This window comes from Arthrobacter sp. KNU40 (assembly GCF_051515115.1).
Lineage (GTDB): Bacteria > Actinomycetota > Actinomycetes > Actinomycetales > Micrococcaceae > Arthrobacter.
Genome location: NZ_CP195850.1, coordinates 2,640,311 through 2,661,114 on the forward strand (window position 1 = coordinate 2,640,311; position 20,804 = coordinate 2,661,114).

18 protein-coding genes and 1 pseudogene are annotated in these 20,804 nt (G+C 62.9%); 2 read left to right on the plus strand and 17 right to left on the minus strand.

From position 1 onward, the window contains the following. Positions 1 to 83: 83 nt before the first annotated feature. The 9 genes and pseudogenes from ACSKT0_RS12175 to ACSKT0_RS12215 form a co-directional block, all read right to left on the minus strand. Positions 84 to 1,376, minus strand: coding sequence for an ISL3 family transposase (locus ACSKT0_RS12175; protein WP_437770052.1), 1,293 nt, complete (start codon positions 1,374 to 1,376; stop codon positions 84 to 86). A gap of 71 nt (positions 1,377 to 1,447) precedes the next feature. Then, positions 1,448 to 2,020 carry a hypothetical protein gene (locus ACSKT0_RS12180; protein ID WP_437770053.1) on the minus strand — a complete coding sequence of 191 codons (573 nt, stop codon included), beginning with the start codon at positions 2,018 to 2,020 and terminating at the stop codon, positions 1,448 to 1,450. A gap of 394 nt (positions 2,021 to 2,414) precedes the next feature. Further along, entirely contained in the window at positions 2,415 to 3,026 is a 612-nt protein-coding gene (locus ACSKT0_RS12185) for an ABC transporter ATP-binding protein (RefSeq protein WP_437770054.1), read from the minus strand. After that, entirely contained in the window at positions 3,023 to 4,144 is a 1,122-nt protein-coding gene (locus ACSKT0_RS12190) for a hypothetical protein (protein WP_437770055.1), read from the minus strand. Before ACSKT0_RS12190 ends, ACSKT0_RS12185 begins: the two co-directional genes overlap by 4 nt. A 316-nt stretch (positions 4,145 to 4,460) precedes the next feature. Then, entirely contained in the window at positions 4,461 to 4,757 is a 297-nt protein-coding gene (locus ACSKT0_RS12195) for a hypothetical protein (RefSeq protein ID WP_437770056.1), read from the minus strand. Between the two features lie 420 nt (positions 4,758 to 5,177). Then, the gene (gene holA, locus ACSKT0_RS12200) at positions 5,178 to 6,194 is read right to left on the minus strand and encodes a DNA polymerase III subunit delta (protein ID WP_437770057.1); all 1,017 of its coding nucleotides are present in this window, start codon (positions 6,192 to 6,194) and stop codon (positions 5,178 to 5,180) included. Next, on the minus strand, positions 6,113 to 7,720 hold the full coding sequence (locus ACSKT0_RS12205) for a ComEC/Rec2 family competence protein (RefSeq protein ID WP_437770058.1): 1,608 nt from the start codon (positions 7,718 to 7,720) through the stop codon (positions 6,113 to 6,115). The genes holA and ACSKT0_RS12205 overlap by 82 nt, the downstream gene beginning before the upstream one ends. 234 nt (positions 7,721 to 7,954) lie before the next feature. After that, positions 7,955 to 8,875: a helix-hairpin-helix domain-containing protein gene (locus tag ACSKT0_RS12210; RefSeq protein ID WP_437770059.1), complete on the minus strand. Its 921-nt coding sequence runs from the start codon at positions 8,873 to 8,875 to the stop codon at positions 7,955 to 7,957. Positions 8,876 to 8,994: 119 nt separating this feature from the next. Further along, positions 8,995 to 9,144 (minus strand): annotated as a pseudogene (locus ACSKT0_RS12215) (DUF222 domain-containing protein); the annotation flags it as partial. Between the two features lie 25 nt (positions 9,145 to 9,169). Here ACSKT0_RS12215 and ACSKT0_RS12220 point away from each other — a divergent pair. Further along, the gene (locus ACSKT0_RS12220; protein WP_437770060.1) at positions 9,170 to 10,273 is read left to right on the plus strand and encodes a recombinase family protein; all 1,104 of its coding nucleotides are present in this window, start codon (positions 9,170 to 9,172) and stop codon (positions 10,271 to 10,273) included. Positions 10,274 to 10,564: 291 nt separating this feature from the next. On the opposite strand, the gene ACSKT0_RS12225 is transcribed toward ACSKT0_RS12220, so the two are convergent. Continuing rightward, positions 10,565 to 10,738 (minus strand): hypothetical protein, encoded by a 174-nt coding sequence (locus ACSKT0_RS12225; RefSeq protein ID WP_437770061.1) that lies wholly within the window; start codon positions 10,736 to 10,738, stop codon positions 10,565 to 10,567. Further along, entirely contained in the window at positions 10,735 to 11,181 is a 447-nt protein-coding gene (locus ACSKT0_RS12230) for a rolling circle replication-associated protein (protein ID WP_437770062.1), read from the minus strand. The genes ACSKT0_RS12225 and ACSKT0_RS12230 overlap by 4 nt, the downstream gene beginning before the upstream one ends. A gap of 192 nt (positions 11,182 to 11,373) precedes the next feature. Between ACSKT0_RS12230 and ACSKT0_RS12235 the strand changes: the two genes are divergently transcribed. Then, positions 11,374 to 12,666 carry an ISL3 family transposase gene (locus ACSKT0_RS12235; RefSeq protein WP_437770063.1) on the plus strand — a complete coding sequence of 431 codons (1,293 nt, stop codon included), beginning with the start codon at positions 11,374 to 11,376 and terminating at the stop codon, positions 12,664 to 12,666. Here ACSKT0_RS12235 and ACSKT0_RS12240 read toward each other — a convergent pair. The 6 genes from ACSKT0_RS12240 to leuS form a co-directional block, all read right to left on the minus strand. Next, a complete protein-coding gene (locus ACSKT0_RS12240; protein WP_437770064.1) occupies positions 12,629 to 12,970 on the minus strand; it encodes a hypothetical protein in 342 nt (113 codons plus the stop codon). The two genes, ACSKT0_RS12235 and ACSKT0_RS12240, sit on opposite strands and share 38 nt — an antisense overlap. 415 nt (positions 12,971 to 13,385) lie before the next feature. Next, positions 13,386 to 14,030 carry a DUF3226 domain-containing protein gene (locus ACSKT0_RS12245; RefSeq protein ID WP_437770065.1) on the minus strand — a complete coding sequence of 215 codons (645 nt, stop codon included), beginning with the start codon at positions 14,028 to 14,030 and terminating at the stop codon, positions 13,386 to 13,388. 38 nt (positions 14,031 to 14,068) lie between these two features. Further along, positions 14,069 to 15,163 carry an AAA family ATPase gene (locus ACSKT0_RS12250; RefSeq protein WP_437770066.1) on the minus strand — a complete coding sequence of 365 codons (1,095 nt, stop codon included), beginning with the start codon at positions 15,161 to 15,163 and terminating at the stop codon, positions 14,069 to 14,071. Positions 15,164 to 15,268: 105 nt separating this feature from the next. Then, positions 15,269 to 16,987, minus strand: coding sequence for a DUF222 domain-containing protein (locus ACSKT0_RS12255; RefSeq protein WP_437770067.1), 1,719 nt, complete (start codon positions 16,985 to 16,987; stop codon positions 15,269 to 15,271). Between the two features lie 123 nt (positions 16,988 to 17,110). Next, on the minus strand, positions 17,111 to 18,109 hold the full coding sequence (locus tag ACSKT0_RS12260) for a DegV family protein (RefSeq protein ID WP_437770068.1): 999 nt from the start codon (positions 18,107 to 18,109) through the stop codon (positions 17,111 to 17,113). A 57-nt stretch (positions 18,110 to 18,166) separates the two neighbouring features. Further along, the gene (gene leuS, locus ACSKT0_RS12265; protein ID WP_437774019.1) at positions 18,167 to 20,695 is read right to left on the minus strand and encodes a leucine--tRNA ligase; all 2,529 of its coding nucleotides are present in this window, start codon (positions 20,693 to 20,695) and stop codon (positions 18,167 to 18,169) included. Positions 20,696 to 20,804 lie beyond the last annotated feature (109 nt).

Consider the following 20,804-nt stretch of genomic DNA (forward strand, 5'->3'; position numbering starts at 1 on the left):
TAAGGCGGAGCTACCTGAGACGAGCAGGACCGAGTTTACGGGCTCTTCACGGTTCGTGGGGAAATGGATCCCTGGGATGAGCGTCATGCCGCCGTCCGAACGGCACTTCTCAAGAGAATAACCGACTTGTAATTGGCCGGGTTGCGGTAACCGCGGGCGGTGCGTTTGATGTTCTTTATGGCGGTGTTGTTGGCTTCAACCTTGCCCGTCGTGGCACCGGTAATGATCAGCACCTCGATCTCTTTCCACCACCGGCAGACGGTGCGGTAGAGCCTGTTCGTCTCCGGTCGTCCGGCTGCCTTGACCAGTTCCTCAAGTTCGTTCTTCGCCGTCGCGGCGTCCTCCAGGGAGCCGGTGCGCAGCAAGACCCGCAGCTGTTCCTTGACCTTCCAGACCGCCTGGAGCGTGCCGGTCGGATCGTCGGCAGCGAACACTTCTGCTAGCCGGTGGGCGGCCTTCTCCGTGAGGGTATTGCCAGCGCGCAGGAGAAGCATCCGGTGCGCCCAGGCCTTGTCGACGGCCCTTCCGCGGCGGGCCTTGACCTGTTGGGACAGGTTCTGCCGTGTCTCGGTCACGGCCTGGTTGGCCAGGGAGATCAGGTGGAAGTGATCGACCGCGACAGCGGTCCGGGGAAGCCACATCCGCAGCGCCTTTCGGAACGCGGCCGAGGGGTCGATCGCCACGACCTGCACGGCCAGACGCCATGCCAGAGGCCGGGCGAAGAGCCACTCCCCGACGCCCCTGTGGTCCCGGCCGTCCAGGACGCCCAGCACCTGGCCGCTGTCCAGATCCACGATCGTGGTCATCCACGGCTCGAACCGTGTCCAGGCCTTGGATTCGGGGTCCTGGAAGTAGCGCACGGACCGGAACCGGTGCTCATCGATACCCAGCATTCTTGGACTCAGCTGATCCACATCCGGAAGGGTGAGAAAGCAGGCTTCATTGAGCGCGACACGGACCATCCACCAAGACACCGCGAACGCGGCAGCAGTCTCCGAGACGGCCCGGCCCGAACGGATGACCGCACCCACGAGCTGGTCCCGGAGCCGGCCGGTAGAGCGGGCACGCCGCGGGACCTGGGCGGTGGACTCAAAGAACGAGAGCCTCTCGCACGCCGGTTCTTCGCAATACCAGCGGTACTTGGACCAGAGGACCTCCACCGGGCCGGCGACAGGAATGTCCCGGATCCGCTGGAAGCGTCGTTCCTTCCGCCGCGACGCAACCACCCCGCACGTGGGGCAGCCCGGCGGCTGGTCGGTTTCGACAATGACCCTCCGGCCGCCATCGGGGCTCACTCCGGTGGAAATGACACGGTAATCGGGCAGGTTGAAGATGTTGGTGGCAGCCTCAGCTGCGACCCCGGTAGGCTCGTTCAAGGCTCGTGGTCCTGTTCCAGGTTGAATGCTTAGACACACTCATCCCAGCAGGGCCACGGGCCCCCTTGTCTTCAACGACACGAACTCATTTCCCCACCAACCACGAAGAGCCAGTTTACGATGGAGACGATGACGAAGAGCATCGCTAGGCGCCCGTTCGGGGCAACAAACACCTTCTTGGCAGCCGCAATGTAGATGGCCCCTGCGATGGTGCCGAACAGAATACGCACCCAGGCTTGACCGAGGAGACCTCGCGCTTCGGGCTCCAAAAACAGTCCCATGGCGAGCACAGTGGCCATGAATGGGATTTGACCTAGAAGAACCCAAAACCAGCTGGCTCCGAGGGTGGGGCCATGTCCTTTGAAGATGCCCTTGTATATAAGCCTTAGTACGAGGCCTTGCAGAAAGGATGCCAGAGTACTCCAGATAATGACGCCTACGCGAAGGAAGGTCACGAGCACCTCTTGGCTCGAAAACCGGTTGTGCTCGGCATTTTCTGTGGCCAGCCGTTCAATGTTCGATCCCACCGCGAATTGGGCAGCCGCAGTGTATGCGAGCAGCAGGCAGATGATCCAGACCGGGTTGATTTTCGTCGGGCTCCGCGGTGCGGGAGGGTCGGAGGTCTTTGGGCTCGCGGAGGTCATGACTTACCTTTCGAGTAGCGCGTGTTCGGCCCACTCGGCGAGGGCCGCCAGGAAGTAGAAGATAGCTGCGGTGATGAGGACTTCGCGCATCTTTGGGACACGTGACGCCAAGTGTGTTCTCCTCTGATCTTTCCGAGAAGTGTTGGCCAGAACAGGCGTGGCCCCTGGATTGTGAGCGCCCACGCTACGATCTCGAGGGGAATTTGGACTACGGTCAGCGCGACGGTCTGGTGGATGCCAATAGCTGCGGTACTTGCAACCCACGTGAAGAGAGAAGCAAGGCCAATCCCGCAGGCTATGGCGAACAGAATTTTCAAGAAGTCGGTGCCCAGATACGGGAAACGGGAACGCAAGGCTTTGAAACGAGTGCGAACGCGGTTGGTGAGACGACTGCTCATTTTCGCGCTCCTGTTGGGCGCAGTTCGATCGTATCCTTCTGGCGGACCGCGAGATCGTAGTCGGTCCAGTGGTCATCCTCGTGGGTAGCCACGAGGACCAGACGGCATTTTCCTACGGCGAGCATTGACCGGCGTGCAACTGAGGAGCCTTGCAGGTCCATTCCGTTAAGAGGCTCGTCGAGAAGTAGGACATCGACGTTCTTGAGTGCCAAAGCTACTGTCAGAACGAGTCGCTGGCGCTGTCCGAGGGACAGGTCTGCAACCCTGGTTGGCATCATCTGTTCAGTCAGAAGATGATGCCCGTCATCTTCCTGCATCTCCGACGGGCCAATCAGCGGCCTGACCATATCCAAGTGTTCTTCGACCGTGAGGTAGTCGAGGGTGAGAAAGTCCGTGTCCAGATAGACCGCCGTGAAGTCCTTTCTCCACCGCGCGATTTCAGTGCACGACGTCGAGCTCATGCCACCGAGGAGCTTGAGTAGGGTCGTCTTGCCACATCCATTCGGCCCTCGAAGCGCAACAACGCCTCGGTCCGGAAGATCTACGGAGGCACGGTCAAAGATGACGTGGGATCCAAAGGCATGATCGACACGCGTTAGAGATTTCACGTGTCCTCCATTTCGGTGACTGATAGTTCACGGACCCACGCAGGTGCGTCGTTGAGAACCAGGGAGGTCAAGAGCACAGCCACGAGAGTCAGGGCGCCGGACGTGACGCCAAACCAGGGACCTTGTGTTGCTTGCGGTGCAGCGGTACCGAGAATGCCTGAGAACACAACTGCGAGGCCAGCGCAAATTGCTGCGCCTAAGCCTGCCTTGGATTTCTGCGCCAATTTCGAGATCCGCGAGCCTGGTATGACGGCTGTCCGACGTTGGACGATCAAGGCGTCGATACTTATCTCGAGAGCGACAAGAGCAACAAGCAAGACCGCCGCCTGGGTGTACTTTCCTAAAAGGAAGAATACAGATAACAAAAGGGTCAATGGCGCAGTCACTGCGATCGCGGTAACCAGGCTGCGGATAATGATCGGCCTTACCCAGGACGGTCTAAGCCTTACGAGGAACAGGGCAAAGCCCAAAGTTTCAGGTGAAGAGATCCGTGCGAAGGATGACCGATACAGAACTAAACCCGAGAAGAAGACAGCAAGAGCAATAAACGGGGCCGTCCACGGCCATGGTGTCAATTCCATGATTGACAAGGCCAAGCTTGACAAGAGAAAAATGCATGCTGCTTTAATTGATAAATCAGCCAGCAACCCTCGGCTACGTAGGGCACGAGGATGAGCGGTGGCCCTGTAGAGGGCAGGTGTGGACGCAGCCGTAAGAACCGTACCAGCGAGGATCAACAACAACTTGTAAGCCGATCCGGAGTCGAAGCTTTCATTGACATCAAATGACGGAGAATTCGTAAAGAGAAGAATCAGGCTGCACGCCGAAAAAGCAATAATCAAAACAACGAGCACCCGGACAGCGGCTCTCTTCAGGGGTGCCACGACAAGAAATGATGAGATTGCGAGGGCCCCGGCAGCTAACAGGTTATTGACATTGTGCCATCGCACGTTCTGAAGGATGAGCATGCCGGCGAGACCAAGATCCGTAAGGACCAAACCTGCGCGCATCCCGACGTCTAGGGATGCTGACACGCTGTTCCAGCAACGATGGGTTTTCGTGTAGCGGCGCCTTGCTTGTAAAAGCGCTATTGCCAACAGCGCCGCCATGATGCTCACGACGTCAGGGGTGCTGAGCGGAATTCCCAATGTGGTTAACCCACTCGGCTGAGGCGTCCACACTATTCCGACACCGATGATTAGTAATGTCAACAAATGGCCAAAGATCATTACATTGTTAACCGCCGCAGCGTGAGAAGCAAACCCTAAAATCGTCAGAAGGTCCTGGAGTCGATGCGACCTTCGCCGAAAATCGTTAGTGAAGGTGGCCTTGCACCCGGAGAGGACCACAGCGAATACACTAGGATTCCTGTGGGTGAAGTTGCGTAAGTTCATTGTGGCCCTCCCCATGGGCTAGTACGTAAGTGGTAGCGGTTTACCAGGCAACGAACTGCTTCAGAGCCCACTTCTTGATCAGACCAAAAAGGACCCCGGCCAGTGCTGCTCCAATACCAAAGGCCGCCACGACGGCTGCAGCCATCGCCGCCCACGATAGAGCATTGAGTGCAAAGTAAATGTTCGTAGCAAGGGCAGAAGAGATGCCTAGCGTAACGGTGGCCTGAAAGGCTACCGATATTGTGAGGAAGAACGCCAAGGTGACGCCTCCAATTTTCGCCATCTTCCCTCGGAATGAAACGTTGCTTGGGTTTCGACTCTCAACGGGAGTTGACATGAATGTTCCTTTCATTCGGTGACTTTCGTAGTCACACATGGAAAGTGACTGAAGGCATGGCCGACGAAGATGGCTTGCTCGGCCACAGACCCGGCCTTGTCCCCAAAGCAAGGTCACACGTCCGGCATCTCAAAGGGCAGACACGCCGGGCGCGGCATCCGGAGGAAGGGGTCCCGCACCGTGAAATCTACGGTCAAAAGGGCTGCCTGGGAGGCCGTTGGCTTGAATTTGAGTGGTCATTGCCAGAAATTGAGTAGTGATTGCCCCGAAATTGAGTACCAGCCGGCCGCCTCTTTGTGCACTGGTGACACGCAGAGCGCGTCGCGGCACGCCGTTGACTTTCTTGTGGACTGGCGGATATACGTGGGGACGAAACCTGCGGCGCCGGGCTGAGTTGGCGAGCGGCCGGGCGCCAGCCCTCTAACGGCCGCAGGCCGCGTTGGCGATGACCGTGACGGCGTGCTCTACCGCGTACACGGGATCCCGCGAGAGGCCCTTTACCTGGGCATCCGCTTCAGCCGTGACCTGGATGGAACGGACCAGGCCTTCGGGAGTCCAACGCCGTACGTCGCGTTGGGCCTGTTCCACGAGCCATGGCTGCATGCCAAGCTGCTTGGCGATCTGCGCCGACGATCCCTGGGCTCCGGCTACCTTGGCCAGGGTGCGGAGCTTCGCGGCGAGGGCGGCCACCAGCGGCACCGGGTCAACCCCGGTGGCGAGGGCATGCCGGAGGCTGGACAGGGCCTGGGGCCCGTTGCCGGCCATGGCGGCGTCCGCAACCTTGAATGCCGTGGCTTCCACGCGGCCGCCGTAGTAGCGCTCCACTGTGGCGGCGTCGACCGCGGTAGTGGCGTCCGCGATGAGCTGGTTACAGGCCGCCGCGAGCTCGGAGAGGCTGGCACCGACTGCATTGACGAGGGCCTGGACAGCTTCCGCTTCGATGCGGCGGCCTCCTGCCTTGAATTCCGAGACGACGAATGCTGTTTTCTCGGCATCCTTTTTCAAGGGCTGGCAGTCAACCACCGGCCATCCCGAGGACTTGATGGCGTCCAAGAGCTTCTTTCCGCGCACCCCGCCACCGTGGCGAAGGACCAACACGACGTCGCTCTCCGGTTGGGCTACGTATTTCAAGGCATCGGCGAGGAAGGCATCGGTCATCGATTCGAGGCCCTCGATCTCGATGAGTTTTGCCTCATCGAACAGTGACGGCGTGACTGCCATTGCGAGCGAACCGGACTCGTAGCTGCCGGCATTGAGCCTGCTGAGTTCCAATTCAGGTGCCGCGGCCCGCACTTGCGAGCGGATCCGATCCATGGCCCGGATTCCGAGGTATTCTTCAGGGCCGGTGATGAGCACTACCGCGGACGGTGTAATGTCCCGCCAGCTGGCGGTGTTCGCCGCGGAGGTTTTGGCCTTGGAGACCTGGCCAGCAGCCAATGTTGCTTCCTTCCAGAAGGGTTTTTCTTTAGTCCCAGTCTCCCACGTGGAGCGTCCGGGGCCGTGATCCCCAACCCCGCGGCTGGCCTACCGGGCGTCGGCGAGCCCGCGTAATGGCGGTCGCTCGAGACGCGGCGAAGAGCCGACTCCCCAGCCGCTATGAGGAACACCAGGCGACGGTGCAACGACAATACGGCTGAGCCTGCCCACGTTGGATGCAGGACAAGCCACACCATCAGGATGGTCACAACAGACAAGAGCACCATGGTGGCGATTCCCGTGGGACCTTCCGGCCAGGGCAGGGCGGCTCCGGGAAGTCCTGCGAAGAACCTGGCGATTGCCGCCACCATTTCCGCGCTGGCCCCGGCTGCGGCAATAGGAACAACTGCAAGCCACGGAAGCAGCGGAACGAGGGGAACCGCAATGGTTCCCAGGATAGTCACGGGGGCGACAAACGGAGCAACTGCGATATTCGTCAGCAGTGCGTAGCTGGAGAACTGGGGTTGCAGAGCCACGATGACCGGACCGCACAGAAGCTGCGCGGCCAAAGGCACTGCAATGGCGGTAGCTAGCCAGGAAGGCACCCACGCCGGAGCCCAGGAAGCTATCGGCGGCGCCAACAGGATAATGCCCAGGGTGGCGAGGACAGACAAGAGAAATCCGATGCTCGTGCCAAGTGAGGGATCCAGGATGAGCAGGCCGGTCACGGCAATGCACAGAAAGCCCAGGCTCCGTCCCCGTCGGCCGCCGCTTAGCGCGCTGAGGCCGATAGCTCCCATGACCGCCGCCCTCAGGACGCTCGCGTCCGGCCCCACCATCATGACAAAGGACGCCAAACCAGCAAGGGCCACTATTGCCGCGACTCCCCTGGCAAGCCGAAAGCTCCTGGCCAAAAGCACCAGGCCCCCAAGAATGAGGCTGCAGTTTGCGCCGCTGACCGCCGTGAGGTGGGTGGTGCCGGTAGTTTTCATCGCCGCCTCCAGGCCTTCGTCCAAGCCGGTGGTGTCGCCCGTGACCATTCCGGGCAGGAGTCCGGCTGCGTCGCCTTGCAACCATCCGGTGGCGGAGCCGAATTGCCTTTTCAGCTGAGCTGGACCGTGGGCAATGTTGGCCGGTGCTGCCGGGTTGCTTTGAGCTTCAGGACTGTGCCGCGTGTCTGGCTTGTGGCGCGAGTCCGGCCGCATGGGTGGGGTGGCGGCGGCAAGGACACCGGCCTCGATTTGTCCTGGTTTTGCCGGCTTCAGCTTGCCGGCGGTTCTTACCTCCTGTCCCGTGACGACCTGGTTCCAGCCTTCGCCTCCAGTCAGCAGAATTCTTGTGCGGGAATGGATGAGCATGCCGTCGGCCGCAATATCGATTACTTCGGCCGGTACGGCCCAGCGTCCAGATCCACGTGAATCCGTGCCCAGTTCGCGAGGATCACCCACGATCAGCACGTGAATGACCACCGAATCGCGTGTAGCCGCAGCGTCGGCAACCGGACCGTCCTGGCGCGGGCCGGCTTCCATCGCGGCGTGGGCGGCCACGGCCGCTCCGAACAAGCACGCCATCGCCAGAGTGGCAGGTAAGGTCCTCCCGCTTCGAGGGGCCACTACTCGGACCGTGAGGAGAAGACATGCGGCGAGGAGCAAAGCCACACAAACGACTCCCGTCCACAGCGAAGGTAGATGGGCGCCCGAAAGGGAAACAGCCCACGTGAGAATGGCAGAGGGGGCCAGCCGAAGATCCACGCGGCCCGGGCTCACATTGACTCCACGACCTTAAACCGTCACCAAGGGCAGCAAGGTCTCCATCATCTTGGGACCGACACCATCCACTGCATCGAGGTCCTCCACCGACGCGAACGGACCGTGCTGCTCGCGCCATTCGACGATGCGCTTTGCCAGGACAGGACCGACCTTTGGCAGGGCATCGAGTTCTTCAACTGTCGCGGTATTGAGATTGAGCTTGCCGCCGGCAGAAGTCCCTGCGCCTGTGCTGCCGGCGGTAGGAGGTCCGCCGGCAACCGTCCCGCCAGCAGCGCCCTGGCTTGGTGGAGGAACCGCCTCCCCGGTCCGTGGAACGTGGATCTTCGCGGCGTCCTGCACCACCGCGGCAAGGTTAAGGCTATTCAGCTCGGCTGCAGGATCCGCACCACCGGCAGCAGCGATTGCGTCAAACACGCGCGCACCGGAGGGCACCCTGACGATCCCGGGACTCTTCACGGCGCCGGCAACATGGACCGTAAGCAGCTGGGATCCATCGTGTGGTTCCGGGGCCTTGTTGGCACCACCTTTGCTACTTCCCGCGCCCGCCTCTGCAGGTGCTCTCGTATGTGAACTTCGGATGAGCGGCTCCATCGTCGGCTGCCCGGACCAGGACTGCCAGAAGAACCAAAGCACCAGCAGCAAACAAGGCACAGCCAACAAGACGGCCACGCGCCATGGCGTGCGCCACCGAAGCCGCGATGGAGATCCTGCCTCTTCGTACAGGTGCTCGGTGCCTGACTTCTCCCCCGCATCGGCCATTCCCGAGCCGGAAGTCATCAAGGCCTGCGCTGGAAGCAAAGGTTCCGTTGCGTTGTCGCGGCTCGACTGCGCGACGGCCTCCCGCCCCGACGGTGGGGCAAGGCGAACAGCGAATCGAAGCCGGGCGGCACTCGCAGCATCGTCCGCGGGTGAGGCTCGATTCCTGCGTGGCATATCCACGAGCCTAGAACGTCCGAACCCGCAGCAGCAGCCCGGAACGGCGCTATGTGGACAGGGCCGCCGCAGAATGCCTGTGGAGGATCAGTGGCCGCGGAACACGACCCACTCCGAACTCATATTTGGAAGTAGTGGTTCCTCCGGGGTTTCCGGTGCGGGTCGGTGTGGGGTGGCGGGATGAACCAGGGCACGCCTGCCTGGACCTGGACGTGCCAGTCTTCCTTGTGGATCAGGTGGTGGTGGTGGCTGCACAGCAGCGTCCCGTTGGTCACCATTTGTTAGTCTGACCCCATGAAAACTCCCCGGTCGGCCGCGATCTACGCCCGCATCTCTTCAGACCAGTCGGGGGAGGCTTTGGGCGTGACGCGCCAGCTGGAGGACTGCCGCAAGCTCGCCGCCGATCACGGCTGGACGGTCGGCGATGAATATGTCGACAACGACGTCAGCGCCTTCAAGGGGAAGCCTAGACCGCAGTACCAGCGGATGCTTTCCGATCTTGCGGAGGGACACCGCGACGCGGTGATTGTTTACAACATGGACCGGCTGACCCGGCAACCGATTGAGTTGGAGGAGTTCCGCCGGTTGTGTGAGCAGGCCGGGGTGACGCAGGTGAAGTCGGTGACGGCGGACATTGACCTCGGTAACGATGACGGCTTGTTCATGGCCCGGATCCTGGCAGCCATCGCCTCCAAGGAATCCGGCCGGAAGTCCCAGCGCCTCCAACGTAAAGCACGGCAGCTGGCTGAGCAGGGATTACCCAACGGCGGGCACCGTCGCCCGTTCGGATATGAGCAGGACCGCATGACGGTGAACGAGTCCGAGGCTGAGATTCTGCGCCAGGCTGTCGCGCGGTTCCTGGCCGGGGAATCCTCGCGTTCGATCTGTGTCTGGCTCAATGACGAAGGCGTGCAGACCACGGCTGGCGGCTCGTGGCAGACGATGACGCTGAACACCACGTTGAAGTCGGCGCGCATCGCAGGGCTGCGGGAACACAAAGGAGTCGTAGTGGCCGAGGCTCAATGGCCAGGCATCATCACGCCGGAGCAGAGGCAGCAGATTCTTGGCCACTTCGAAACCAAGAAACGGACGAACACCCGCGCGCCGCGCCGCTACGTGTTGTCGGGTCTGCTGCGTTGCGGTAAATGCGGAAACAAGCTGTTTTCCGCTGTCCGCGTCGACACGCGCCGGTACGTCTGCCTTTCCGGTCCGGACCACGGAGGTTGCGGAGGCATAGCCATTGTCGCCGGCCCGATGGAAGAGTTCCTGTGCGCTGCGGTCCTTCTGCGTCTAGACACTGTGGAGATGTCGGATGCGTTGGCCGGGCGCCGTGCAGCGGACGGGCGGCAAAGCACTCTGCTGGCGGCGTTGGAGACGGACCGGAACCAGATGAGATAACTGTCCGAGCTGTGGGCGGCCAAGGAAATTTCATCCGCCGAGTGGAAAGCCGCCCGCGGACCCGTCGAGGCCAGAATCAAGGCCACCGAACGGCAGCTGGCCCTGGCATCGAACTCCACGGCACTCGACGGGTTGATCGGCACCGGGGGGCAGCTGAAGGACACATGGGAGACGCTGAACCTCGACCGGCAAGCCGCGATCATCAAAGCCGTCCTGGACTACGCGACCATTCTGCCGGGAACACCGGGAGCACGATCGCTGGACCCGGCACGGATTCAGCCCGTTTGGCAGCTATGACGCCGCGGCGGTACTCCGGCCGCTGCCGCGTCCGTCCGTTCCGGGCGCAGCACCCATGAGCACGCCAACCCGGGCGAGAACACCGGGATCGGTCACACGGACCGGAACACCCTGAGCGGCGCAACTGGCCTCCACCCACGCGGCAAGCACCCCCTCATCCAGCATCATGCACCCCACTGCGCCCAGATCGCAGGAGCCCCGGCCCAATCCTCAACCGAGGCCGACGACCACTGAGTCACCGGAGGTCCGTTCAAGTATTCGGAAGCCTGCGCCAGAACATCACTCGGGGAGTGACCGCTGAGTGCTAGCTTGACCGGCTGAAAGCCTTGGGCCACGTCATACCGGTGAAGCCCGAACACCTGCGACCCCGGATCCGCGAAAGTCTTCGAGACGTACTTCGACAGATACCCGGCTGCCTTGCGTGCCTCGGACAACGCCCCCGACCCGACCGGCAAGTCACCCAACAACTTGATATGGACATGCCCGCGGCCCCAGGCTGCCTTGATCAGTCGCCGGTGAATGTATCGCCCGACGGCGAAATGAGCGTGAAGCCCATGATCGGTCTTGTGCCACTCCGGAACCCACGCATACGGCAACGGAGCACCGCCCAAGCCCGACCGGAGATCCCTGAAAAATGCGCCCAGATGGGAACGTAATTCCTGTGGATCATGGCAGCCGATACCGGCATAGGGGCTCTTCGTGGTTGGTGGGGAAATGAGTTCGTGTCGTTGAAGACAAGGGGGCCCGTGGCCCTGCTGGGATGAGTGTGTCTAAGCATTCAACCTGGAACAGGACCACGAGCCTTGAACGAGCCTACCGGGGTCGCAGCTGAGGCTGCCACCAACATCTTCAACCTGCCCGATTACCGTGTCATTTCCACCGGAGTGAGCCCCGATGGCGGCCGGAGGGTCATTGTCGAAACCGACCAGCCGCCGGGCTGCCCCACGTGCGGGGTGGTTGCGTCGCGGCGGAAGGAACGACGCTTCCAGCGGATCCGGGACATTCCTGTCGCCGGCCCGGTGGAGGTCCTCTGGTCCAAGTACCGCTGGTATTGCGAAGAACCGGCGTGCGAGAGGCTCTCGTTCTTTGAGTCCACCGCCCAGGTCCCGCGGCGTGCCCGCTCTACCGGCCGGCTCCGGGACCAGCTCGTGGGTGCGGTCATCCGTTCGGGCCGGGCCGTCTCGGAGACTGCTGCCGCGTTCGCGGTGTCTTGGTGGATGGTCCGTGTCGCGCTCAATGAAGCCTGCTTTCTCACCCTTCCGGATGTGGATCAGCTGAGTCCAAGAATGCTGGGTATCGATGAGCACCGGTTCCGGTCCGTGCGCTACTTCCAGGACCCCGAATCCAAGGCCTGGACACGGTTCGAGCCGTGGATGACCACGATCGTGGATCTGGACAGCGGCCAGGTGCTGGGCGTCCTGGACGGCCGGGACCACAGGGGCGTCGGGGAGTGGCTCTTCGCCCGGCCTCTGGCATGGCGTCTGGCCGTGCAGGTCGTGGCGATCGACCCCTCGGCCGCGTTCCGAAAGGCGCTGCGGATGTGGCTTCCCCGGACCGCTGTCGCGGTCGATCACTTCCACCTGATCTCCCTGGCCAACCAGGCCGTGACCGAGACACGGCAGAACCTGTCCCAACAGGTCAAGGGCCGCCGCGGAAGGGCCGTCGACAAGGCCTGGGCGCACCGGATGCTTCTCCTGCGCGCTGGCAATACCCTCACGGAGAAGGCCGCCCACCGGCTAGCAGAAGTGTTCGCTGCCGACGATCCGACCGGCACGCTCCAGGCGGTCTGGAAGGTCAAGGAACAGCTGCGGGTCTTGCTGCGCACCGGCTCCCTGGAGGACGCCGCGACGGCGAAGAACGAACTTGAGGAACTGGTCAAGGCAGCCGGACGACCGGAGACGAACAGGCTCTACCGCACCGTCTGCCGGTGGTGGAAAGAGATCGAGGTGCTGATCATTACCGGTGCCACGACGGGCAAGGTTGAAGCCAACAACACCGCCATAAAGAACATCAAACGCACCGCCCGCGGTTACCGCAACCCGGCCAATTACAAGTCGGTTATTCTCTTGAGAAGTGCCGTTCGGACGGCGGCATGACGCTCATCCCAGGGATCCATTTCCCCACGAACCGTGAAGAGCCGGCATAGGTCAGCGTTCCCAGCCTGTTCAGACGGTTCGCGGCGCAGTAGCGGCGTAGTTTGGACCCCGCACGTCGACCGGCTTCGGCAGCAGCACGCTCAGGATCGGCGGCGGCGCCTTTGGCAACGAACGCGCGGTTGGGCTGGTACGACGAGCGGAACCCGCCTCCGCCCTCGCCGGCGTCCGGATAGAGCGAGAAGAACCAGCCGGCATCGGCAGCGATGAGCCGGCCGAGTGAAGTGTTGACAGCAGAAGTGGACATGGGACCCCAAGAGAACGAAACCGACAAGGAATCGCCAAGGTCCACTGACAGAGCAAAAACAAGATTGGTATTCGACAGGGGGCCTCAGCATCCGGTCTCGCTCCGGAGGGCCCAACTCTGTCGTTTAACCGTGAGCGTTTTCTGGACGCGGGCCTGCCACGCTGCTCGACCCCTCAGGAAGGCCACCTGCTAAGTATCTGTTCCGGCCCTGAGTTGGTTCTGCCGGGTCCTGCAATGAGCCCATCTTGCCACACGAATTACACGGCTGTCACTACCTGCCGCGCGACCGTTCGTCCTCGGACGCTGAGCGTCCTCCGGGCGCTGCGTCACTTGCCACCGAAGGTCGTCCTTGCCTTGGGGGGTCGAGATTGAGGCCAACCGAGTTATGTTGCTATTTCAAGTGAAGCCACGTCGGCTACGCCGCCGTGCCCTCGTTTCCGTTACTCGTGCTGAGCGACATTACGAAACTACGGAATGCGGCTAGAGAGTCGTGGGACGGGTCAGCCATCAACCCCTTCTCAATGGCGTTTTTCAGTGTCTTCACGACGGCTTGTTCACCGGCCAAATAGGCCTGAACAAGACTCTTTGATTTATTCTTGAAGGAGGAACCCCTGAGGGTCTGCACCTCATGCAGATACTGATCCGCCAGATCCACCCGTGCCGTCTCCAAGGCGTCCAGAACCAACTGCTCCAAGGCGCCCACCCTCCCCTGACCTGGCATCAGATAAACACCCGTTCGCCATCGGTCGTCAACTGCAATCTCCTCCGGGTCCCTAGGCGTCGGCAGCCCGTTCCTTTGAAGGATATCCCTACAGCGCTGGAACGAAATCGAGTGATCCGCGTCTGCGTCCATGATCAGCCCGATGGCCCTACCTACCTCGTCAAAGTCATCCAGGGAAAGAATAACCTCCAACTCACTTCGCCAATCTGTCACGTTTCCTCCCATTTCATGAATCTGCCAGGACGAGGAAGACTCATTAGAAATGGAGGCGATCACTTTCTTGGCAAAAGCAGAATCGTCACCGCCTTCAACAAGTAACAGAAGCGGTCGTTCAAACATTGGGGAAGGGGACTGGCCACTCCTCGTGATTTCTACCGTCACCGGAGTTCAACATTCATTTTCAACGCGGTACGCAGCTTTTCGTCTCCGTAACTAATAACCTTGGTAGCCTCTTCTTCTCCCGCCCTGCGTAGGCGATGGACGATGAGGGCGTGGTTCAACTTCGATAGGACGCCTTCAGCCGCTCGCACACACTCAGCGCTGTGAGTCGTCGCCACTATCTGGACGTTAAGTCGCTGAGCCGCGCGCCACAACACCCACCAGAGTTTCGGGAGTACGGAGTGATGCACCCCTGCACCGACCTCATCAATGAGAAGCAACCCATCACGACAGTTGGCCATAGACAGTAGGTACTTGGCGACGGCCGTCACTCCTTCGCCCAACAGTTCGAACGGCACAAGAGTCCCGTCTATGTCAGCGTGAAGCTGAGGACGGCCGTTTTGTACCAAAACCTCCAAATTCGAAATGCGTGGGTCAATCTCCCGCAAACTACCCAAGAGATCCAACGAGGTCTTGCCGCGGCGCAATTCAGAGTAGCCCTGTGCTAAGTCAGGACCAAGATTTCCTACCACAATGGCAGCTTTTGAGAAGGGTTCACCCGCCGGCGGTTCCAAATGAAGTGCAATGTTTATAGATGAAGCGACGTTCCCAATTGGTCCCCCCGAGCTTTCCACATTTATCGACTGTCGATGATCAGTCACATCTTCGTTGCCGACTTTGGTTCGCACAATTACGCCAGCTGACCAAGCATTCTTTGACTCTCCTCGCAGCGTCGCAAGGGAAACCGACCCCTCCGATGTGTCTCGATCCGCAATAATCTGCACCGACAGGTCGCCTTTGCCGGTCCGAGCGGAAAGTTCGACAGGCTCCGAATCTTCGAAGTTCCGGAAGATATCCCGCCAGGGGCTCGTAGCACCAGAGGTTTCCAGCCCCAGGCCCTGTCCCCTGCCGGCGGTGAGGACCTGAAGGTAGTTCCCGGCAGCAAACGGTCCGCTAGCGTGAAGGAAAAGTGCTTCGAGTAGGCTCGTCTTCCCGGCGTCGTTGAGACCAGTTATCAGGTTGACTTGAGCGAGCTCAGGAAGATGGGCTTCCCGGAAGCCTCGGAAATTCCGCGCAGTGAATGAGTTATACACTCGTCTACCCTATTCCCTCTCCGGCGCGCTTGACTCATTTCCGCTCCGGCTGTGTCCCGACGACTTGGCCCTTCCCGGCATCCTCGAAACGGTGCGATCAGGTCGTTAAGATGAGTCTGCTGATTCCGCCAGGTTCCAGGGGACATATTGACAAGTTGTCCCGTTCGCGGTGCTGGTGGGTCCGCCGCGGGACCAGTACTCGATGTGGTGGGCCTCGCACCACGGTGCCGGCATGGTGCATCCGGGGAACGCGCAGCCCTTGTCCCGCGCCGTGATGGCTTTGCGGATCTGCGGCGGGAAGATCCTGGAGGCCCGGCCGATGTCCAGGACCTTGCCCTCGCCGCCCAGGACCACGGGGATGATGTCGGCGTCGCAGGCGAGTTTGCGCAAGGTGGCTGCCGGGACGGGCCCGGTGAACGTGAAGGACCCGCTGCCGCCGCCCCGCCGGGACCGGTCGAACAGGGCGGGCCGTCCGGGCTGCGGGGCTCGCCCTGCCTCTGAAGCTTGTCCGGCCCCTGGGGCTTGTCCGGGCTGCGGATCCCGGTGGTTCTGGGGGAAGAGGTCGCCGTGTTCCTGGGGGAAGAGGTCGCGGTGGTCGATCGTGGCCAGGATCTGCGGGCGGTGGCCTCCCGTGGCGGGCAGGGATCCTGTGGCCAGGGCAAGACGGCAGGCGCCGACCAGGCCGTCCAGGAGCTTCTGCGCCCTCGAACGCCGGTCCAGCGCCTCGGCACTCTCCGGTGCCTCACGGCAGGAATCGGCGGAGGCGGAGGAATCGGCGCAGGCATCGCCGGTCGACCCGCCGGAGGCTTCCGTGAAGGCCTGAACCGTGCCCTGGGCTGCCGCGCCTTGGGGTGTGCGGGTGCGGGGGTTGGTGGCGGCGTTCATGACCGTGAGCAGGTGTTCGTATTGCTCGGCGGTGGCGAAGATCTCCACGTGCTCCAGGCCGTGCTTGGGGCGGCGCAGGAACGCTCCTTGGTGGTGGCGGAGGGATTCTTCGGACGGTTCCGGTCCGTCCTGGTCGATCGCCTCGACCCAGCGCCGGGCCACCCTGGCCAGGAAGTCCTGGTCGTTTTCCTCCGCGGTGCGGGCCAGGGTGTGTTCCATTTCCGCGGCCTTTTCCGGGCTGCAGAGCGGGCGCACCTTCGCCACGGCCATCGTGATGATCCCGGCCGAGCGGGACCCGATCACCCCGGAGGCCAGCGCCGCGGCGGTTTCTTCGCGCCGGGCAGGAACCGCTTCTCCGCTGAGGCTCCGGCCCGGCAGCAGCTCGCCCGCCAGGGCGAGCCGGTGCCTGGCGTCGGCGGCACTGATCCGCAGCAACGAACGCAGGTGCTCGGCCGTGGACCTGAACTCCCCGGCGGCGGAGGCACCGCCGTGCGCGTCCGCCTCGCCTGCGGTGGCCCCGCCCGTGCCGGGGGCCGTATCGGCATCGGCGCCCCAGCCCGTTGTCCAGCCCTGCCGGGTGGCGGGTTCTTCGTTCCTGGCCCTGTCCAGCCCGGCCGCGGCGAGTATCTGAAGATAATCCAGGGTCCGGGCGAGCTCCTCGACCCCGGACGCGAACGCAACGGCCTCCCGGAAACCGGTGAACCCGACGTCGTCGGCCGCTCTTTCGGCCAGCTCCCGCACTGCCGCCACGGCCCCGTCCAAAACGGCCAGCCGGCCGCCCCGATCGCCCGCATCTACGGAGACCAGGGGGCCCGGAGGCTGACCTGGAACGGCGGCCAGGCGCGGACCACGGGCGCGTGGACCACGAGGACCGGACACTCCGAAAAGCCCCCGGGACGCAAGGCCCCGCCGGGTGTCGAAGTATCCGATCGCTTCCATGGAAACACTCTGCCAGGAGGGTACGACAGTAATGAGGCCGTCGTTCAGGGCGTATGCCCGCGAAGCCCGCGGCTACGGGTGGCTCCGCATCGTGTTCGCCTGATTCGTGGTAGCTGCCCACTGTCACTCAGGGGGCGTCGTGGCGCCCGGGGTACTGCTTTCCCCGACGACGACCGCCAAAACGCCGAGCCCGGCGTGGGCCGCCAGCACGGCGGGCAGGGCGCTGATCTGGGCAGGCGGGCAACCGAGGCATTTCTCCCCAAGACGGGCCGCGAGCCGCTCTGCCTCTGCCAGGTTTCCAAAGTGATGCACGGCAAGCCGCGACTGTCCTACAGGCCGGGAATTGACGTCGGCGGCAACGATTTCTTCAAGCCGGGCAACGGCCTTGGCAGCCGAGCGCACCTTCTCGAGCGGTACGATCTTGCCGTCGTGGACCGCCAGGATCGGCTTGATGGACAGCATCGTCCCGAGCCACGACGCAGCAGTGCCGATTCGTCCGCCGCGCCGGAGCTGCTCGAGGCTCGGCACGTAGAAGTAGACCTTGGTGCGGCCCAATCGCTCCTCGGCAAAGCGACGGACTTCGGCTGCTGAGCGGCCGTCCGCGGCGGCAACCAGCGCGCTTTGGACGCCCATGCCTTGCGCCATTCCCACGGTGCGGGAGTCAATGACTTCGACGGGGATGGAGACGCGTTGCGCGGCCATCCGGGCGGCATCGGTGGTGCCGGACAGCCCTGCGGAAATGTGGATGGAGACGACGGCTTCGAAGCCGCGGTCCCGGGCGGCGAGATAGGCCTGTTCGAATTGCCCGGGTGAAGGACGTGAAGTCTTCACGGACGATCCCGCCGCCAGGGCCAACGCGAGGGTCTGGGTGATGTCGTCTTCCCCCTCGCCGTAGATCTCTTCGCCCACCAGGACGGGCATCGGCACGACGGCGAGGCGGCCGTCGGCAACGAACGCCTTGACCCATTCGGCCGGGAGTGCGGCAGCCGAGTCGGTGACGACGGCGGTTCGCACGACGACGGGCGCCGGCTCAGTTCCGGCGCGTCCCGGCGTCGTGGACTGGCGAAGGCGGGCCAAACGTTCCTTGAGCCACAACCAAGCGGGTGGTTCGCGGTCCGTCAAGGGAGCCTCCTGGAACTGGTGGCCGGCCGCCGGCAAGCGCCGGCGGCCGTTTCCCGGCTATACCGGGACGATGTTCACCAGTTTAGGTGCGCGAACGATCACCGTGCGGATGCCGCGGCCATCGAGTGCCCGTTGCACGTTTTCGCTGGCGAGGGCGAGCTCCCGCAGGTCGTCCTCGCTGATGTCCGGCGAGACGTCCAAACGGTCACGGACCTTGCCCTGGACCTGCACGACAGCCGTCACGGTGTCCTGGACAAGAAGCGAGGCATCGTGGGAGGGCCAGCCGGCGTTCGCGACGGAGGCCGGGTGGCCCAACTGGTTCCACAGGTCCTCGGCCGTGTATGGCGCGAAGAGGCTCAGGATGATAGCCACGGCTTCGGCGGCTTCCCGGACGGCGGGGTCCGCTCCACCGGCACCGGAGTCGATGGTTTTACGGGTCGCGTTGACCAGTTCCATCAGCTTGGCCACCACGACGTTGAACTTGTTGTTGTCCAACAGCTCAGCGGCGTCGGCGATGGTCCTGTGGGTGACTGTGCGCAGCGCACGGTCACCCGTAGAGACATCGACGCCGGGCTCGCTTGCGACGTCCTGGCCAAGGCGCCAGGCGCGGGCAAGGAACTTTGCGGAACCGGACGGCGAGACATCTGCCCAGTCAACGTCGTCCTCGGGCGGGGAAGCAAAGACCATGGTCAAGCGGACGGCATCGACGCCGAACTTGTCCAGTTGCTCGCCGAGGTCCACACCGTTGCCGAGGGACTTGCTCATGGCCTTGCCGCCGTTGAGGACCTGCCCCTGGTTGAGCAGGGCGCTGAAGGGTTCGTCCGCGGCGAGGAGGCCCATGTCGTGGATGACCTTGGTGAAGAAGCGGGCGTACAGCAAGTGCAGGATGGCGTGCTCGACGCCACCCACGTACTGGCCGACCGGCATCCAGTCGTTGATCTTGGCAGGATCGAACGGTCCCTCGGTGTAGTGCGGGGAAACGAATCGCAGGAAGTACCAGGACGAGTCCACGAACGTGTCCATCGTGTCCGTGTCGCGCTGGGCGGCCCGTCCGCAATTCGGGCACTCGACGTTGACCCATTCCAGTGCTGCGGCGAGAGGAGACGTGCCCCTCGGCGACAGCGCTTCGCCGCGCAGGTTTTCTGGCAGCGTGACGGGCAGTTGATCGTCCGGTACCGGCACCTCGCCGCATTCGGCGCAGTGGATGATGGGGATCGGAGTACCCCAGAAACGCTGGCGGCTCAGGAGCCAGTCGCGCAGGCGGAAGTTGACGAACTTCTCCCCTGTGCCCAGCTTCTCGAGGATGTCGATAGCTGCGGGGATGGCATCGGCCTTGGACAAACCGTCCAGTTCGCCGGAGTTCATCAGGGTGCCCTCGCCGGCGGTCGCGATGCCGGTTTCCGCCGGGTCTTCCCCGCCGGTGTTCAGGACCGGACGCACCGGCAGGTCAAACGCGCGGGCGAAGTCGAGGTCGCGCTGGTCGTGTGCGGGCACTGCCATGATGGCGCCCGTGCCGTAGTCGGCGAGCACGTAGTCGGCTGCCCAGACAGGCAGTTTTTCGCCGTTGAGCGGGTTGACGGCGTAGCGGCCCGTGAACACGCCGGTCTTCTCGCGCTCAGTGGACTGGCGCTCGATGTCCGACAGGGCCTTGACCTTTTCGCGGTAGGCCATGAGTGCGTCGTGCTGTTCGGGCGTGACCAGGTCCAGCGCCAGGTGCGCATCCGCGGCGACAACGAAGAACGTTGCCCCGTACAAGGTGTCCGGGCGGGTGGTGAAGACCGTGACTTCGCGCTCGGCGCGGCCGTCGGTGGCTTCGATCGCGAAGCGGACGTGTGCGCCCTCGGAGCGGCCGATCCAGTTGCGCTGCATCGCCAGGACGCGCTCGGGCCAGTGTCCCTGGAGCTCGGACATGTCGTCGAGCAAACGGTCGGCGTAATCGGTGATCTTGAAGTACCACTGGTTCAGGGACTTTTTCGTGACAGGGGTCCCGCAGCGTTCGCACGCGCCGTTGACTACCTGTTCGTTCGCGAGGACGGTCAGGTCCTTCGGGCACCAGTTGACCGGGGAATCCTTGCGGTAGGCCAGGCCGCGCTCGTAGAAGCGCTTGAACAGCCACTGTGTCCAGCGGTAGTACTCCGGGTCCGAAGTGTGCAGCCGGCGGGACCAATCGGCAGAGATCGCATAACGCTTGAACGATGCGGCCTGCGTATCGATGTTGGCGTACGTCCACTCGCTGGGGTGGGCGTTGCGCTTAATGGCGGCATTCTCGGCAGGCAGGCCGAAGGAGTCCCAGCCGATGGGGTGCAGGACGTCGAAACCCTTCTGGCGGAGGTACCGCGCCACAACGTCGCCCATTGCGAAAGCCTCGGCGTGGCCCATGTGGAGGTCGCCCGAAGGGTAGGGGAACATGTCCAGGACATAGCGCCGCTCGCGGGAGCCGTCGTCGACAGGAGTGAAGACTTTGAGGTCTTCCCAGACCTGCGGCCACTTGGCCTCCATCGAGGCGAAGCTGTAGACACCCTCCTCGGGCGTCTCGCCTGCCACTGTTGACTGTGCTCCGGTTTCTGTCTCCGGCTGAACGCTCACTGCTGCCCTCTTCTGTTCTTCCATGACGGTTTTGCCTCCTGCTCCGGGCCCCGGAAGGTCCCGGACACACAAAAGCCCCTCGGCAAGGAGGGGCGGCCGCTCGGTTCGC

Bases quoted from the DNA above. Each gene is read 5' to 3' on its own strand.
- ACSKT0_RS12195 (WP_437770056.1), bottom strand. From the start codon at position 4,757: ATGTCAACTCCCGTTGAGAGTCGAAACCCAAGCAACGTTTCATTCCGA.
- ACSKT0_RS12245 (WP_437770065.1), bottom strand. From the start codon at position 14,030: ATGTTTGAACGACCGCTTCTGTTACTTGTTGAAGGCGGTGACGATTCT.
- ACSKT0_RS12180 (WP_437770053.1), bottom strand. From the start codon at position 2,020: ATGACCTCCGCGAGCCCAAAGACCTCCGACCCTCCCGCACCGCGGAGC.
- ACSKT0_RS12210 (WP_437770059.1), bottom strand. From the start codon at position 8,875: ATGCCACGCAGGAATCGAGCCTCACCCGCGGACGATGCTGCGAGTGCC.
- ACSKT0_RS12240 (WP_437770064.1), bottom strand. From the start codon at position 12,970: ATGTCCACTTCTGCTGTCAACACTTCACTCGGCCGGCTCATCGCTGCC.
- ACSKT0_RS12220 (WP_437770060.1), top strand. From the start codon at position 9,170: ATGAAAACTCCCCGGTCGGCCGCGATCTACGCCCGCATCTCTTCAGAC.
- ACSKT0_RS12225 (WP_437770061.1), bottom strand. From the start codon at position 10,738: ATGATGCTGGATGAGGGGGTGCTTGCCGCGTGGGTGGAGGCCAGTTGC.
- ACSKT0_RS12255 (WP_437770067.1), bottom strand. From the start codon at position 16,987: ATGGAAGCGATCGGATACTTCGACACCCGGCGGGGCCTTGCGTCCCGG.